Here is a 16,842-nt window from a genome sequence, read left to right as displayed (position 1 = left end):
ATTGTGGCGTTTTGGCTTTATGTGTATGATGGAAGCAAGATTACATTTAACCTAAGGGGCCGATGACATGAACATTCGCAAATGGCATGGGTGGCGAAGTTCCTTGCGATACAAGCTTATAGCAAGCGTACTCATCATGACGATGCCGCTGGTCGGCATGCTCTTGTATAACAACTTTTATGCCATTCATGTCGTTCGTGGACAAGTTGCCGATTCTTATAAGAATATGTTAACCCTTTACATGAACCAGATCGATACTGGCCTGAACGATAGCGATTCCTACATGAATACGGTGGCCGGTTCCAATTATGATCTGGTGTCACTCGGTCAGGCTGCAACGGATTCGGATTATTATAGTGCGAAAGTTTACTTGTTCAACAGACTTTCCAGGGATATCTCGTTATACAATTCGTTAAGTTCATTCTTTGTGTATGAAACACGTCGGCAGGATTATATGGATATCTCCAAAAGCAATGATGTTTCACTTGAGGAAAAAGAGAGTGTTGAGCGCCATATCATCGATTTGATTCATTCCCAGCAGATTCCAAAAGGGATCTCCACGAAAAGATGGCAGTATTTCCGAATTGGACAAGACTATTACCTTATTGATATCGTTCAATCAGGTAATGTTTATCTGGGAGGTTGGGTAAAGACCGAACAATTGTTAAAGCCTCTCCGCTCCCTTCAAATCGGAGAGGGAGAGGTTTTATTAGCCAATGGACAGGGTGAACCCATAACGGATACGAACCTCGTAAGCGACAATGGCATCGAACTGCACAAGAACGTAAGTGATTATTATCTGTCGGGTTTAACCAAGAAGTTTCTTGTCGTCGGCGCTGCATCCAATAGAGGAGACTTTAATCTGGTCGCCCTTATTCCAGATACTCATATTTTGGCCAAGCTTCCTTATCTTCAGTGGATCGTTTGGCTGATCACGATCGCCTCTTTACTCTTTGTACCCATCGGTCTGTATTCCATGAGACAGGCCATCTTGGTTCCGTTATATCGGGTCTTGCTCACCATGAAGAAAGTCCGCGAAGGGGACTGGAGCAGCCGGGTAGTTCTAACCAACACTTCGGACGAATTTAAACTGCTCGGGGGATCATTTAACGCGATGATGACGGAGATCGAAACGCTTCGCGTCAACGTTTACGAAGAACAGCTGAATAAACAAAGGGAGGAATTGCAGCGGCTGCAGCTGCAGGTCAACCCCCATTTTTTCCTAAACACATTAAACATCGTTTATAATCTGGCCAAGGTCAAGAACCATGAATTGGTCTTGGAAATGACAATGTCCTTGATTCATTATTTCCGGTTTATGTTTCGCAGCAACACCTCTTTCGTGAAAATGAAGGATGAGCTGGATCATACCCGGAATTATCTGAAAATCCAGAGCTTACGATTCCCGGGCCAGCTGACCTGGACCCTCGATGCTCCGGATTATTTAACGGATGCTCCGATTCCTCCTCTTATCATTCAGTCGTTCGTCGAGAATTCGATTAAACATGCCGTCACGATGGATGAGCCAATTGCCATTTCCGTACAGATCGATTTCTTGGATGAAGAGAAAGGTTCCAGAATGAAAATTTGCATCAAGGATACCGGACAAGGATTCAATAATCAGGTGCTTAAAGATTTGCAAGCAGGCAAAAGAATCGAGAATGATCAGGGGGAGCACACCGGGATCTGGAACGTGCAGCGGAGGTTGAGATTGTTGTATGACGAAACCGTATCTATTCAATATGATAATGATAAGGAAACCGGCGGAGCGGTAGTGGAAATCATTCTTCCTACCAACCCGGGTATGGAGGAAACAACATGACCTATCAAATGTTGCTAGTGGATGATGAGATACATGCCATCGAAGGTGTGAAATCGGATCTTGATCTGAACAAGCTGGGAATAACAGGGTTATTTACGGCTTATAATATCAGACAGGCGAAAGAGATATTGGATAAAGAGATCATTGATATTCTGCTTTGCGATATTGAAATGCCGCAAGGCAGCGGATTGGAGCTGTTGTCCTGGGTACGGGAGCATCATCCAGACACGGCAACAATTTTCCTGACAAGTCATGCCGATTTCAAATATGCCAAGGAAGCACTGCAGCTGGGGAGTCTCGATTATCTGCTGAAGCCCGTTCTTGCGGGCGACTTGGAGAATGCCATTCGAAGAGCGCAAGGCGTGATTGACCGGAACAGTGAAATCAGCAGGAATAGCAAGTCCCATCAATTATGGCTGAAGCATCATTCCTTGATCATCGAGCGGTTTTGGCTGGATATCATCAACCACTCAACACCAAGTCATCCGGCCGCGATCCGCGAGCAGGTAGAACGTCATCATATCCCGGTATCGGAAGATTCCAGGTTTCTTCCGATTTTGATCTCCGTTCAGAGATGGAAAAAAACATTGAAGCGCAGAGATGAGAAGATTCTAGAGTACGCCCTCAAGAATTCTGCCGAAGAACTCATTATCGACAGCCATGGGACCGGAATATGCTTTCACCTGGAACGGGGGATGCTGCTTGTGATCCTTGTTGCGAGCTGTGGAACGGATTGGAACTATGCTCAAGCAACGGAGGCATGCAATCAATTTATTGATTCCTGCAACCGTTATTTTTACTGCGACTTGTCCTGTTATTTCGGTGAGCCCGCAGAGGCGCATGAGATAGCCGACATGCTAACGAAGCTTAGGACTCGTGACCGCAACAATGTAGCCTTTGTAAATCAAATTTATCCCTATCATGATACCGGGCACACTGATCAGCCTATTAAACTGCCGGCAATGAGTAGCATATCGTCCCTACTCAAGTCAGGCACGAAGGAAGCCGTCATTCAAGAGGTAGAAAAGTTTCTTAGCGATCTCGTTCGTAACCAAGAGATGGATGCTGAGGTTCTGCATCAATTTTACCAGGACTTTATGCAGGCGCTTTATTCCTTCCTGAACTTGAGAGGGGTTCAAGCCCATCAACTATTTGGAGATGATGAATCAAGGCGCGTTTCGGAAACGGCGGGGCGATCCGTAACCGATATGCTTGCTTGGGTTCATCATGCCGTGAATAAGGCGATGATTCAAGCTGAGGCGGTTAAAGAGACGGATACCGTCGTCCAAACCATCAGACGATATATTGCTCTTAACATAGACCAGGATTTGTCCCGGGAAATGATTGCGGATCAGGTCTTTATGAATCCTGATTACTTGTCAAGAATTTTCAAAAAAGAAACGGGATATTCGATATCGGACTATGTCCTGCTGGAGAGAATCAAGCTTGCTAAGGAATTATTGTCCCAAACGAACATCTCTATAAGCGCCATTGCTTCATCCGCAGGATACACCAATTTTTCCCATTTCACCAAAATATTCAAAAAATATGCCGGGATAGGACCGACAGAATATAGAAGTCAATTCGGGCATGGAACAAACGTTCATTAAGTCGTGAAAGCGTTATTAATAAAGTCGTCAAAGTGTTAGTTGATAATGGGGGCAAGCGCTATGATGAAAGTGTAATCAAACGATAACTATTGGGGGGAATACAATGAGAAGGAAAGTGAAGGTTGCTAGTTTATCGCTTGTAGCGGTTATGTTAATGAGTATGCTCGCCGCATGTTCGTCAACAAAGAACGAAGGCGGCAGTGCATCGAGCATAACCCCTACTTCAAGCGTAAGCACGGATAAAGCGACGAAAGACCCATACGAAATCACGATGGCCACTCCGATTTTCGGAGCGGTACCCAAGGACGTGGAAGCGGTTCAAGCCGAAATCAACAAAATATCACAAGCTAAAATCAACGCTACGGTGAAGATCCTTCCCATCAGTATCGGTGCTTGGCAGCAGCAGATGAATCTAATAACGTCAGGCGGCGAAAAGTTGGACTTAGCTATTTCATTTGGTGCAAGCTACGGTAGTGCAGCGACAACGGGTAAAATTGTTCCGATTGATGATCTCTTGTCGAAATACGGCCAGGGAATCCAGCAAGCGGTTGCACCCGAATATCTGAAGAGCGCTCAAGTCGGAGGGAAGATCTATGGCACGCCAAATATCAAAAATTATGGCGGTAGAACTGGCATTATTATGAGGAAAGACCTTGTTGAGAAATACAAAATTGATGTTGCTTCCATAAAAACACTGGACGATGTGGAGAAAGTATTAAAGACGATTAAAGAGGGCGAGCCTACTATCGCTCCGCTGGCAAGCGGCTTATCCCCTCTTCTGGAGAGCTATCAAACCTATGATAAACTCGGTGATCGATTTGGTGTTTTGCATGGTTTCGATAATGGACTGAAGGTAGAGAACTATTTTGAATCCAAAGAATATGAAGACTTGTTGAAACGGATGAATTCCTGGTTCAAGTCTGGATATATCAACAAGGATGCAGCCACGACCCAGACCAATGAATTTGATCTCATGAAAGCAAATAAGGCATTCGCCTACATTGCGAAATATAAACCGGGATTTGTCGAACAGGAAATGCGAAAAACCGGTAAAGAAATGGTATGGGCTGATTTGCTTCCGGCAGCTTATGCGACGACTGATGATGTACTTAACGCATTGTGGACGATTTCCAAAAATTCCGGCAATCCTGAACGTGCCATGATGTTCCTCAATCTCATGTACAGCGATAAAAATATCACTAATCTGTTGTTGTGGGGCATCGAAGGAAAGCACTACGTAAAGGTTTCGGATAATGTCATTGATTATCCGTCTGGCGTAGATGCGAAGACGGTCGGGTATTCCAATCAAAACTGGATTATTGGCAATTCATTCCTAACCTACCCGTTTAAAACAGACGATCCGGATCTGTGGAATAAAACGAAGGCATTTAATGAACAAGCCATTAAATCGAAAGCACTCGGCTTTTCTTTCAATTCGGAACAGGTCAAGAACGAGATTACAGCCCTAAATAATGTATTGGAACAATATAGAAAAGCACTAGAGACGGGAGCCGTTGATCCGACCGATAAACTGCAGGAGTTCAGATCCAAGCTGAAGGCCGCAGGTATGGACAAAGTCATCGCGGAAAAACAAAAGCAGTTGGACGCTTGGGCGGCTGCTAACAAAAAATAAAGGCATGAGCCTGGTCCTCTTTTGAGGAGCAGGCTTTTATTTTTAGCTTAATGTCGAGTGAGGGCTTTGCAATAAGTCGGCAAAACACTATTGGAGAAGTCGTGAGAGTGTTAGTTAGAAGCGGGAATTTCTCTTATGATTGAATTAAGGCTATTGCATAGGAACAGGCTTAGCAGCAGCGTATTACGTTCCAGGGAATTTCTTAGATTAAGGAGGTTAGATGCAGTGCCATCCCAAATCAAGCAATACTCTAACCCGGTAATAATTTTCCGGGTGTACCGATCTTCCATTGCCGTGATCTCGTCCATTGAAAGCAAGTCGGTCACTGCTTAACTCGCAAGAGCCAGTTGGATATGGAAGGGTGCAGAAGCTCGATGGGAATTACGCCCCGTCCCTCCGTTTCCATAAGGGCCGCTGGGAATGGAAGAACCTCTATGGCTCCTGCATTCTTTGACTGGTTCGGATACACCCCGCTTTCGTAAATTACAATAACCTTAACTACAAAGGAGTTAGAGAAAAATGTTATATCCAATTGTAACGGAAACCCGCAGCATGATCGATTTATGCGGCATTTGGAATTTTAAACTTGATACAGGAAAAGGATTTGAAGAAGAGTGGTATATCTCTTCCCTTACTGACACAATCTGTATGTCTGTGCCATCTTCATTTAATGATGTAGGGGTCACGGGTGACATTCGGAATCACGTAGGCTGGGTATGGTACGAAAGAGACTTTTCGGTACCGGGTCTGCTGTTATCGGAACGAATTGTGTTACGCTTTGGTTCCGCTACGCATAAGGCAAAGGTTTATGTGAACGGCAATCTTGTCGCGGAACATATAGGCGGATTCACACCGTTCGAAGCCGAAATTAATCCGTACTTGCAAGCAGGCAAAAATCGTTTGACGGTTGCCGTGAACAATATCGTAGATGAAACGACGCTTCCGATGGGCACGTATAGCGAAACGGAGGTGCCCGGACTGGGCAGAGTTGTCAAGAACAGCCCTTATTTTGACTTTTTTAATTATGCGGGTCTCCATCGTCCGGTCAAGATCTATACGACACCCAAAACCTATATCAAGGATGTCGCGATCGTAACGGATTTGAATGGAACGACAGGGACCGTCCATTATGAGGCGGCAATCGAAGGCGATACGCACGTGAAGGTAACCGTCGTTGACCAATCGGGTGCAACCGTCGCAGAAGCTGTCGGCCTTTCCGGTTCGATCCGCATCGAAGACGCGAAGCTGTGGGAGCCGCTTGCTGCTTACCTGTATAGTCTTAAGCTTGAATTGATTCAAGATGGACAAGTAATCGACGCATATGAACAGCCATTTGGGATCAGGACGGTTGAGGTGAAGGACGGAAAATTCTTAATCAACAACAAGCCTTTCTATTTTAAAGGCTTCGGTAAACACGAGGATACCCCGATTAACGGGAGAGGATTGAATGAAGCTGCCAATGTGATGGATTTCCGGTTGATGAAGTGGATCGGAGCCAACTCGTTCCGGACTGCGCATTATCCTTATTCGGAAGAAATCATGAGACTAGCAGACAGAGAAGGGATTGTTGTCATTGACGAAACACCCGCCGTCGGTATGCATCTGAGCTTTAATGTCACGCCTCAAAGGGGACCTAAGAGGAATACTTGGGAAGTATTGAAGACTCAAGAGGTTCATCAGGAAGTCGTGCGGGAACTCATCGCACGCGACAAGAACCATCCCAGCGTGGTGATGTGGTGCATTGCGAATGAGCCGGCTTCCGAGGAAGACGGAGCGGAGGAGTACTTCCGGCCGCTCATAGCACTGGCCAAGGAGCTGGACCCGCAAAAAAGACCCGTAACGATTGTCAATATTATGATGGCCACACCTGATCGCGATAAAGTGGCGGAGTTGGTCGATGTACTGTGCCTTAACCGCTACTATGGCTGGTATGCGTTTGGCGGAGACTTCGAACTTGCCAAGATCAAGCTGCGTGAAGAATTAAATAGCTGGTGCGAGCGTTGCTCTGGCAAACCGATCATGATGACCGAGTATGGCGCCGATACAATTGCTGGCCTGCACGATGTCGATCCAGTTATGTTTACAGAAGAATACCAGGTTGAATACCTGCGGGCTAATCATGAGGTATTCGATGAATTCGAGCATTTCGTCGGCGAGCAGGTATGGAATTTTGCTGATTTTCAGACCAGCCAAGGCATCATTAGGGTTCAAGGGAATAAGAAAGGGATATTTACGCGGGATCGAAAGCCGAAATATGCGGCACATGAACTTCGTAGAAGATGGCAATCCATTCCGGAATTCGGCTACAAAGGAAAGCAATAACCAACAGATTGATTATGATGATATCTCTCACCATGCTATACAAATAGTCTCAATCTTATAATTAGATCGTACTGGCAAATACAGAAAGGTGGACTGCTTTATGGGTATTCTGAAAGGAAGAACTGCGCTAGTAGTTGGAGCCAGTTCCGGTGTAGGCTATGGCTGTGCGTTGCGTTTGGCGGAGGAGGGAGCCAATGTTCTGGCTTGCGCAAGGCGGCTGGACAGATTGGAGAAGCTGACCAAGGAAGCGGAAGGCATGGATGGAAAAATCGTGCCGATGACCTGCGACATCTCCAAGGAAGAAGACCTTGACAAGGTTGTGGAAAGAACCATCAAGGAATTTGGCAAGGTGGAGATTCTGGCCTGCATTGCTCAGGGGGGAATGGAGCATCCCACCAACCTCATTGATACCACAACGGAGCTGGCTCTCGAGAGCTATAATACCGGCCCTCTCTATACGATGCTTTTAATGCAAAAATGCTTCCCCTACATGAAGGAGCAACATTATGGACGAATTATCACTTGTGCCTCCGGTTCGGCTGTATCAGGTACGCCTGGATTTGCCGGATATGCTATGGCCAAAGGCGCTGTTATGTCGCTGACCCGTTTTGCTGTCAAGGAATGGGGAAAATACGGCATCACCACCAACTGCTTTTTGCCGGTAATAAAGGCTGATAATTTCGATAGCAGCCCCCAGGGCATGGCAGCGATGGAGCAGGTTATGAAGATTAGTCCTGTTGGTTATTTCGGAGACCCCTATAAGGATGCCAGCCCTATAGTCGCTTTTATGGCCAGCGAGGGATCCCACTACATGAACGGACAGATGATTGGTATCTGCGGCGGCATCCAGATACTGGCCTAATACAAGTTGAGGTCACAAAAGAAGTGATGAAGATCGCGCAACGGCAGCCCCGACATTGATGCAGGGTTGCCGTTTTCACTGTTGAATAAGTTATCAACATGATAAGTTTGATTTGAATGGGCCAGCCATGTCCAAAAGCCCCCGCAATAAATCGCAGAAGAACATCATCACTTAGTATGTGATTTTTTCCTTCTGTTGTGGTTTGTCTAAGGCAACTGCTCCTTGTTGTTTTATATATTTCAATTAATAGGCATATACGTATGTAGCGTTAGTGTTAGTGAGAGAATTAGGCAATCATTTAGAGAAATGAGATACCAGTCTTTTTTTCATTTATTGCATAATAAGGTTACGCCTGTTTCAAATCATTTCTTACTACAGAACTAAAGCCATTCCACACAAAATGAGGAAAATATTATATGATTAAATGAGAATGGCTTCTAAATTCTATGAGGAGGTTGGCTGATTTGAAAAGAATAGGGATTATTGTTGGTAGTTTAAGGGGAAATTCGTTTAATCAAATGATTGCGAATACAATCCCTGAACTCGTAGATTCCGCGAAATATGAATACATATCGATTGAGAATCTTCCCTTGTATAACGCGGATTTGGATCATGGAGAAGGGCCAGACCCAGTTATGCATTATCGTGAGGCGATTAAAAAGACGGATGGCATCATCATCGTTAGCCCAGAGTATAACTCAGGAATACCGGGTGTACTGAAAAATGCACTGGACTGGGCATCGACACCAACCAAAACAGCCGTCCTAATTCATAAGCCTGCGGGTGTGATAGGTGCAACGCCAGGCGCAAAAGGTACGATTCTGTCGCAGCAGCAAATTAGGCAAACGTTGGATGCCACTCAGTCATATGTTATGCCGTCTCAAAAAATGTATATATCTCAAGTTTTAGATAAGATTGATTCAGATACTCGCAAGCTCATAGATGAAACGACCCGCAAATATCTGCAGCGCTATGTACAATCGTTTATGCAATGGATAGACCAGGTACAACGCCTGAATGAGTAGTACAGGTTCTACATACAGATTCCATCGTTGATCGAATATTAGAAGAAGTTAAAAGCAGGTTTTCTTGACTTAACAAACAGAGACGAACTAGAGGAGCTTGCAGCGAAGCAGCTCCTCTTTCTCATTGAAGTATTCCAGCTATAGCTTGTCAATATTTAATTATTAATGGCAAATTCATGAGGCGGTATACAATAAACATCGGAGAAGGCTGCCGAAATCACAATTAACAGGTAGAATTGTTTAATAAATACCTTCGAAATAGCGATTGTTAGATATCAAGTTTACGGGTACTGATCCATTTCACCATTTCAGGATCGCGATGTGAAAAGAACAGGCTATGTTTCGTATCTAACGTAGTAACCGACTCCATTTCCTCTTGGCTTAATTCAAAATCAAAGATATTGAAGTTTTCGATAATTCTTTCTTTACGAACAGACTTTGGAATCACAACGACTTCTCTTTGTGTCAACCAATGTAAAACCACCTGAGCAACGGATTTATTATATTTTTCAGCTATGGATACTAATACCTCATTCTGGAACAAGTTATTTTTTCCTTCAGCAAAAGGTGCCCAGGACTCAATCTGAACAGAATAATCAAATCGATCAGACGATCCGCCTGGAAGTTACTAACGCCAATTGCACGGACCTTTCCTTCACGATACAGTTCCTCCATAGCGCGCCAAGAGTCATACACATCGCCAAATGGCTGGTGAATTAAATACAAATCCAAATAATCCAATTGCAATCTTTCCAGTGATTTTTCGAATGCTTTCTTTGTGCGTTCATAACCTGCATCCTGAACCAAAAGTTTCGTAGTGATAAATAATTCCTCTCTTGCCACACCACTCCGTTTGATTGCTCTGCCAACTGCTTCTTCATTTAGATAAGAGGCAGCGGTATCAATCAGACGATATATGGGAACAGCCTTTCTGTGTTAGGGTTTAAGACAAGAAATTGAATATCCTCGGCTTCAAGTAAAAAAAGCCGCTTGCGCAGCTTTTCACTTCTCCAATATCGCTTGATATTTGAGAAGTTCCCTCTGAAGAAACTCGATTTGTTTTTGGGTCGGATTCGAAAGCTCGAAATCGCCCCGAAGCGCAAGCGCGGCGGCAGCGCCGGCGGCGTCTCCAAGCACGATGAGATTCGGGTACACCCGCATCGCTGTCCAAGCGAACGAATCGATGTTCGCGGCGTACCCGGGAATCAAAACGTTCGTGAGCGAGGGGCACAGTAAAACATCGTATGGAACGTACCAAGGTTTAGCCGGGAGCGGATTGGAGAGCGGTTCTCCTTTTTTGTAAGAATTCGAGTCGAATTGGTAGTAGCCGAGTCCGATACGGCGCTTGTAGTAGCGGCTGTCGCCGCCTGTGACGCCGCTTTTGTCCAACGCGAATTCGTAGATTCGCCTTTCCTTGTCAACCTTGATGGCCGTATGGACGCTTTCCCTGATGTAGAGGGTTTCGCCCGCAGCGGGCTTTCCGTTTTCAATAACGATTTCCGCACTGCCCCATCCGGGGAGGCGCCTGAGCATGGAAATAAACTCGAGCTTGGCTATTTCCTCAAGCGCGAGCCTGCGCGCTTCGCTCGGCTCCGTTCCGCCCTTCGAATTGGGAATCCCGCTTTGTAGCTGCGCGTCCACGTCGTAAATCAAAAGCCCGTTGACCCAAAATTCCATGTCTTTGGAGCGCGCGGAACCCTTTTGGGAATAGCCATCCTCTCCCGCGTTGTAGGGTTTGAAGCGGTAAGGGGAGGCGGGATTTTCGTTGTAAGCGGAAAAACCGGGGTCGGTGTTAAGAATGTAGCCTCCCCAAAGCTGCAAGGAGCCCTTTTCCGAAAGAGTGCACCCTTCTTTGGTCCAATCTGTTACTGCTTTTTCTACATCTATACCCTTAGCCTTGAACATGAGCGTGGCCGCCATCTGCTTTTCGTCGGGGTTTTGGTCTTCCCTTCCTACGGTTCCGATGTGGTGCCCCGTCAGCCGAACGAGCCTGCCCGTTTCAGACGCGTCGATAAACACGAGGCCCCGAATGATTTCGGGAGGCTTTTGAAAGTCAAAGGAAAAGCCCCCGCCAACGGCGCGCTTTAGAGGCCGGACGGCAACGGATGAAACGCGGTACGCACTGCCTTGCGACTCGCAGTCAACCCTTTCGATGTCGGTTTGATAGAGAACACGTATGTTTTTTCTGGCGCCTGTTTTATAGGAAAAAAATTGCTCCATTTGGCTCGGAGGAAAAACGGGCGAAAGCTCCCGCAGAAAATAAAAAAGCGAGCCAGCTTGAGCACCTTTGTAATCTGCTGGAATTCCTTCTGGAAGCCGGGAGGGCTTATAGCTGTTCAGATCAAACAGATTTTGCCCGCCAGCAGTTTGAATTGATCCAAGCCGATTCTCCGGGACAATCATCGTTACCTGCCCGCCAAAACCGTCCGCTGCCTTAAGTGCCGCGGCTACGGCTTGAGGGCCTCCACCGTATATGACGATTCTTTCTTCGGGTTGCTTTTGAAATACGAAAATGAGAGAAGCTGCGGCTGCGATCAGAAGGCAGGCCGTTAGCAAAGCGCACGTCGTCCTTACAATTTTCAAAATTGTCTCAACCTTTCCGGCTTCTGACTCCTATTTTTCAAGTGTTCCCCTTTTCTGGCGGTTCTATTTTCCGGTCATTCGAAGGCGTAGCTTTAGGTCTCCACACCGAGGAATTTGTACATGAAATTTCAGGGGACGATTAAATGATGGGAGTACAAAGATTTTAATCGATATAGCCTGGTGGGCGACAATCGGCATGTCCAGATGAACATCGAAAGTCTGGTGGAGTACTTGAAAGGGATGTGCTTACGCGACAAGGAATAGGTTCTACGACTTGAAAATAAAGAAGCCTCTCCTCATTGGGAAAGGCTTCTTAGCGTTTGTTGCCATGTTAATGCCGGTGAAGTCTTATACGTATTTGCGGATCAAGTCGGCCAGAACACCGGCAACGTAGGTAGTTCCGGAAGCTAGTTGATTGCGCTCGAACCGTATCTTTACAAAACTTTCATCCGTACCAGTCGCTTCGGCGAACATGCCGGCTAGCCCGCGCGCTTTGCGATCGATCTGCAGCAGCAAGTCGACGCCGTTCTCGTCCGGGGAGAAGATAATTTCCAATTCATCCAGTCGGCCCCGGAATTGCGAGGAGGGGACGAATTCGAACTCTTGAACGAAAGGCAATCCATTCTTTCTGCCATAAGTTGGCATGTATTCGCATGTCACCTCGCGGAGTCGGAATCCGAGTTCATTGACCGCCTCCAGTATAACCTCGGAATGCGGGTGCGGTCTTACTTGAAGCTGATCCTGATCCTTCGGATCAACCGCTTCTTTAATATCAAGTCCGGTTTGAATCCAAACAGGGGTTCTTCCCATCGTTGCTGGCGTAATGGCTGGAAGCTGGAACGAGACGGGGAACTCGTAGACCTGCTCCGCCTCAACGGTAAATTTTCCGGTAAGCTGGAATTTGGCCACGGCAGCTTCCACTTGCATTTTTGTATCGTTCTGCTCCTTCAAGTAACGCGTCATGACGAAGGCGTAAACGTCATCGATCTGCTGATCCACGCGCCCCCCCTGAATCCGGACGACGCCGCTGATCATATCCCCCGCGTTCACCGTATCTTGATGGAGCATGAGGTCTACTTGGGCAGCGCCGATCCCGACGGTTGCGAGCATTCGTTTAAATATGGACATGTGTAAATTTCCTCCTTGTCATTCATATATTCACTGATACGATGTAAAGCACAAAGTAGTTTCATATGTTTGCGGAAAAAAAACGGAAATTACTGTCGAATTGTACCATTCTGGGCACGTTCGCATATTTGAGTTCCGCTCTCGAGCGTTTGTACATGCCTCTCGCGCGTCTGCCAGGAGCGAAAAATGAGCGGCAGCTCGCTGAATCGATCTTAGTTAAGCTGCTTCCCTGAAGCGGCTCTTTTTTGTAATGCACCAACAAAAAAACAATCAGTGACAACGAGCGCAACTAATGACTATTTGCGGTTTATCGCCCCAGGAACAGCATACGACAGACAATCTGAACAAGCAGGGACTATCGACGGCAAACAAAGCCCTCCGATATGATGGAGCTACAGTTTCACAGTCATAAGCTGAAAGGAAGAAAGCAGCATGCAAACAAGTATGAAAGCACGAGTCGCTACGTCTTCGGCTACGAGGTCGTCGACAATGATAGGCAGACTAGTGCGGAACCGATGGCTCTATTTCATGGTCCTCCCTGGCCTTTTGTACTTTCTCATTTTTAAGTACTGGCCGATGTACGGAATCTTCATCGCATTTAAAGACTATCAGCCATTTCTGGGCTTCTGGGATAGTCCGTTTGTAGGTCTTAAACACTTCGAACGTCTCTTTAGCGATTCGAACTTTCTCGTTCTCTTTCGGAATACGTTGATTCTGGCCACTTACAATATCCTGTTTTTCTTTCCGCTACCGATCGTGATTGCACTCATGCTAAACGAGCTAAGGCAGGAATTCATTAAGAAGACTGTTCAAACGTTGATATACATTCCTCATTTTATGTCCTGGGTCGTAGTTGTGGGGATTGCCTACATCTTCTTAACGACGGAAGGCGGCATTGTGAACGAGCTGCTGGTGCGTTACGGTGGAGAAAAGATCAATTTTCTAGTGAGTAACGATTGGTTCAGGACGATCATTACCGCTGAGGTTATTTGGAAAGAAATGGGCTGGGGCACGATCATTTTCCTTGCGGCACTAGCCGGCGTCGACACACAGCTGTATGAAGCAGCACGCATGGATGGAGCGAACCGGATCCGCCAGCTGTGGCATATTACCCTGCCAGCCATTCGCAGCACCATTGTCATTCTACTGATCCTCCGACTGGGACATTTTCTCGATACGGGTTTTGAGCAAATCTTCCTTATGCTCAACGCGATGAACCGTGAGGTCGGAGAAGTATTCGACACCTATGTCTACTCTGTAGGGATCAGCCAAGGACAGTACAGCTTCAGTACAGCGGTCGGTTTGTTCAAGTCGATTGTTGGTTTGATTCTTGTCCTTGTATCTAATCATTTAGCCAAAAAATTTGGTGAAGAAGGTATCTACTAGAAAAGGAGTGTTGAACCGCTATGCCGCTCAAGCAAAGCTGGGGAAGTCGAATATTCGATAGCTTGAACATTGCGCTGTTGATTGTATTCGCTTTACTTACTGTAATCCCATTCATTTATGTCGTTGCTGGCTCGTTCGCCACACAGAAGGAGTTGCTGATGCGTGGATTCATCTTATTCCCGACAGAATTTACTCTGGATGCGTACAAATATATTTTCTCCACCCAAACGCTGGTCAGAAGCTTGCTAGTTACTATCTACATCACGATCGTAGGTACGCTGATCAACATCTTCTTTACATGCTTAATGGCGTATCCGTTAGCGCGCAAAGATATGGATTTCCGCAAACCGATCTTGATGCTGGTTGTGTTCACGATGCTGTTCAGCGGCGGGATGATTCCGACGTTCCTGGTTGTCAAGCAGTTAGGAATGATCAATACCTACTGGTCCTTGCTGATTCCAGGCGCCATCAGCGCCTTCAACTTAATCATTATGCGGAACTTTTTTCAGCAGCTGCCGGACGGCTTGGAGGAATCCGCCAAGATCGACGGCTGCAACGATCTAGGAATCTTTTTCCGGATCGTGCTTCCGCTATCCATGCCCGCGATCGCAACCTTCTCGTTATTTTACGCGGTAGGTCACTGGAATACGTTCTTTAGCGCCGTGCTGTATATTAATGACAATACCAAATGGCCGATTCAAGTGCTCTTAAGGCAGATTGTGATTATGGCTTCGGGCGGGATCGGGGACTCCACCGCGATGGATGCGGATTATGTCTCTCCGCCGGAGCAATCGGTGAAGATGGCGGTAATTGTGGTATCTACGCTACCGATCCTGATGGTATACCCGTTTTTGCAGAAGCATTTTGCCAAAGGGGTAATGCTGGGCTCGGTTAAGGGTTGAGATATAATAGCATAAGGGAAAAAGGGAGGATATAAAAAATGAACAAAAGACATCAGAAGACAATGGTCAAAGCCGGAGCTTTGCTCACTACAGTGGCACTAGTTATTACCGCCTGCGGGGGGAAGGATCAAGCCGCTCCCCAAGGCAATGGTGGTGCCGGGGTGAATCAAGGACCGCTGCAACTAACGATGATGCTGCCGACCTACAATCCGGAGCAGATGCCCGCGGACAGCTCGGTATTAAAAACGCTCGAGGAAAAGACAAACACGAAACTTACGGTGTCATGGGTGCCTTCCTCGTCCTACACGGATAAATTAAGCGCTACCGTTGCATCCGGCGAGCTGCCGAAAACGTTTGTTGCGCTGGAACCGAAAGCTTCCAATATCGTTAACGCCGCCCGCAGCGGTATGTTCTGGGAGGTCGGGCCCTATCTGAAAAGCTATCCGAACCTGAGCAAGATGTCGGACATCGTACTGAAGAACATATCGATCGACGGCAAAATTTACGGTGTGTTCCGTGAGCGGGATCTTGCTCGCTTCGGTTTGATGATCCGTCAGGATTGGTTAACGAACCTGGGCTTACAGGCGCCGAAGAACGTAGATGAACTTTATACGATTCTGAAGGCATTCGCAACAGGAGATCCGGATAAGAATGGTAAGCAGGATACGCTTGGACTTGCTGTGGGGATGCAGGGAAGTAATATTGCTGGCTTTAAAGATATTCTGGTATATATGGGCGGTCCGAATGAGTGGGAGCTGAAGGACGGCAAGCTGGTTCCGGCTCATATGACAGCAGCATACTTGGAGACAATGAAGTTCTACAAGAAATTGTATGATGAAAAGATTATCAATCAGGACTTCGCGCTCGTCCAAGACGGCCGGGCCGTAATGAACAAGGGTCAAGCCGGACTTTGGATCGATAATATGCTGGACGGCAAAGTTATCGAGGAGAACATGAAGAAGGTCGATCCGAATGCAAAAATTAATTTAATTAACCGCATCTCCGGTCCGAAGGGCGAAAGAACCCGCGCCGGTGCCGGCTATTTGGGCATGTACGTGATACCGAAAACGAGCGTGAAGACGGAAGCTGAACTTAAGCAAATTCTTGCTTACTTCGATAAAGTATCCGAGAAGGATATTCAAAACCTGATGAAGTATGGTATTGAAGGGAAGCAGTACACGACTGAGAATGGCAACTATACGCAAAATCAGGATTCAAAGATAAAGGCGGAAATTAAGGATGGCAATCAGTTTATGATTTTGCAGGATCAAGTTGTAAACTATGGAAACGAGCTCGAGAAGCTCAGCACGAAGCTGTTCCAGGACAATGCTACGATCGCCCTAGCTAATCCCGCCGCGCCTTTTATTTCCAATACGGAGATTGAGAAGGGCAAAGAGCTCTCGAAGCTCATTGCGGATGCTACAGTAAAATTCATCATGGGTGCGATCAATGAGGCTGAATGGAAACAGACGGTTGATAAATGGCTGCAAAGCGGCGGAAGCAAGGTCATTGAGGAATTTAATGCAGAATACGCTAAAGTAGCGAAGTAATGAGGCTTGCTGATTGAGG

The 16,842-nt window shown here is 46.5% G+C and carries 11 protein-coding genes and 1 pseudogene; 9 read left to right on the top strand and 3 right to left on the bottom strand.

Annotation, left to right across the window (positions count from 1 at the left end; genetic code table 11):
* Positions 1-67 precede the first annotated feature (67 nt).
* The 6 genes from QFZ78_RS12290 (at position 68) to QFZ78_RS12265 (ending at position 9,274) form a co-directional block, all read left to right on the top strand.
* Positions 68-1,822 (top strand): sensor histidine kinase, encoded by a 1,755-nt coding sequence (locus QFZ78_RS12290; RefSeq protein ID WP_307547811.1) that lies wholly within the window; start codon positions 68-70, stop codon positions 1,820-1,822.
* The gene (locus tag QFZ78_RS12285) at positions 1,819-3,432 is read left to right on the top strand and encodes a response regulator transcription factor (RefSeq protein WP_307547810.1); all 1,614 of its coding nucleotides are present in this window, start codon (positions 1,819-1,821) and stop codon (positions 3,430-3,432) included. Before QFZ78_RS12290 ends, QFZ78_RS12285 begins: the two co-directional genes overlap by 4 nt.
* A 103-nt stretch (positions 3,433-3,535) precedes the next feature.
* Entirely contained in the window at positions 3,536-5,065 is a 1,530-nt protein-coding gene (locus tag QFZ78_RS12280) for an ABC transporter substrate-binding protein (RefSeq protein WP_307547808.1), read from the top strand.
* 519 nt (positions 5,066-5,584) lie between these two features.
* A complete protein-coding gene (uidA, locus tag QFZ78_RS12275; RefSeq protein ID WP_307547806.1) occupies positions 5,585-7,387 on the top strand; it encodes a beta-glucuronidase in 1,803 nt (600 codons plus the stop codon).
* 100 nt (positions 7,388-7,487) lie between these two features.
* Entirely contained in the window at positions 7,488-8,249 is a 762-nt protein-coding gene (locus QFZ78_RS12270) for an SDR family NAD(P)-dependent oxidoreductase (protein WP_307547804.1), read from the top strand.
* A gap of 464 nt (positions 8,250-8,713) precedes the next feature.
* Complete coding sequence (locus tag QFZ78_RS12265) at positions 8,714-9,274, top strand: NADPH-dependent FMN reductase (protein WP_307547800.1); 561 nt, start codon at positions 8,714-8,716, stop codon at positions 9,272-9,274.
* 268 nt (positions 9,275-9,542) lie between these two features.
* Here the strand turns inward: QFZ78_RS12265 and QFZ78_RS12260 are convergent.
* The 3 genes and pseudogenes from QFZ78_RS12260 to QFZ78_RS12250 all read right to left on the bottom strand — a co-directional run.
* A pseudogene (locus tag QFZ78_RS12260) lies at positions 9,543-10,189 on the bottom strand (aldo/keto reductase); the annotation flags it as partial.
* Positions 10,190-10,276: 87 nt separating this feature from the next.
* The gene (locus QFZ78_RS12255; protein ID WP_307547799.1) at positions 10,277-11,857 is read right to left on the bottom strand and encodes an FAD-dependent oxidoreductase; all 1,581 of its coding nucleotides are present in this window, start codon (positions 11,855-11,857) and stop codon (positions 10,277-10,279) included.
* Positions 11,858-12,205: 348 nt separating this feature from the next.
* Positions 12,206-12,985 carry a sporulation protein gene (locus tag QFZ78_RS12250; RefSeq protein ID WP_307547797.1) on the bottom strand — a complete coding sequence of 260 codons (780 nt, stop codon included), beginning with the start codon at positions 12,983-12,985 and terminating at the stop codon, positions 12,206-12,208.
* Between the two features lie 489 nt (positions 12,986-13,474).
* Here QFZ78_RS12250 and QFZ78_RS12245 point away from each other — a divergent pair, with 489 nt between their 5' ends.
* From QFZ78_RS12245 to QFZ78_RS12235, 3 genes are read left to right on the top strand one after another with little or no spacing between them, the layout of a single operon-like run.
* Positions 13,475-14,371 (top strand): ABC transporter permease, encoded by an 897-nt coding sequence (locus tag QFZ78_RS12245; protein WP_373461115.1) that lies wholly within the window; start codon positions 13,475-13,477, stop codon positions 14,369-14,371.
* Positions 14,372-14,391: 20 nt separating this feature from the next.
* A complete protein-coding gene (locus tag QFZ78_RS12240; RefSeq protein WP_307547795.1) occupies positions 14,392-15,273 on the top strand; it encodes a carbohydrate ABC transporter permease in 882 nt (293 codons plus the stop codon).
* Positions 15,274-15,311: 38 nt separating this feature from the next.
* Positions 15,312-16,823, top strand: a complete 1,512-nt coding sequence (locus QFZ78_RS12235) for an extracellular solute-binding protein (RefSeq protein ID WP_307547792.1) — start codon at positions 15,312-15,314, stop codon at positions 16,821-16,823.
* The last annotated feature ends 19 nt before the right edge of the window (positions 16,824-16,842 follow it).

Source organism: Paenibacillus sp. V4I5, assembly GCF_030817255.1.
In the GTDB taxonomy this organism is placed as follows: domain Bacteria; phylum Bacillota; class Bacilli; order Paenibacillales; family NBRC-103111; genus Paenibacillus_E.
The sequence above is the reverse complement of the archived record's forward strand: the minus strand, read 5'-3'. Positions and strand labels throughout refer to the sequence as shown.

What these genes read in the sequence shown, in the direction of transcription:
- QFZ78_RS12245 (WP_373461115.1), top strand. Translation starts at nt 13,475, where the DNA reads ATGATAGGCAGACTAGTGCGGAACCGATGGCTCTATTTCATGGTCCTC.
- uidA (WP_307547806.1), top strand. Translation starts at nt 5,585, where the DNA reads ATGTTATATCCAATTGTAACGGAAACCCGCAGCATGATCGATTTATGC.
- QFZ78_RS12280 (WP_307547808.1), top strand. Translation starts at nt 3,536, where the DNA reads ATGAGAAGGAAAGTGAAGGTTGCTAGTTTATCGCTTGTAGCGGTTATG.
- QFZ78_RS12250 (WP_307547797.1), bottom strand. Translation starts at nt 12,985, where the DNA reads ATGTCCATATTTAAACGAATGCTCGCAACCGTCGGGATCGGCGCTGCC.
- QFZ78_RS12290 (WP_307547811.1), top strand. Translation starts at nt 68, where the DNA reads ATGAACATTCGCAAATGGCATGGGTGGCGAAGTTCCTTGCGATACAAG.
- QFZ78_RS12270 (WP_307547804.1), top strand. Translation starts at nt 7,488, where the DNA reads ATGGGTATTCTGAAAGGAAGAACTGCGCTAGTAGTTGGAGCCAGTTCC.
- QFZ78_RS12240 (WP_307547795.1), top strand. Translation starts at nt 14,392, where the DNA reads ATGCCGCTCAAGCAAAGCTGGGGAAGTCGAATATTCGATAGCTTGAAC.
- QFZ78_RS12285 (WP_307547810.1), top strand. Translation starts at nt 1,819, where the DNA reads ATGACCTATCAAATGTTGCTAGTGGATGATGAGATACATGCCATCGAA.
- QFZ78_RS12235 (WP_307547792.1), top strand. Translation starts at nt 15,312, where the DNA reads ATGAACAAAAGACATCAGAAGACAATGGTCAAAGCCGGAGCTTTGCTC.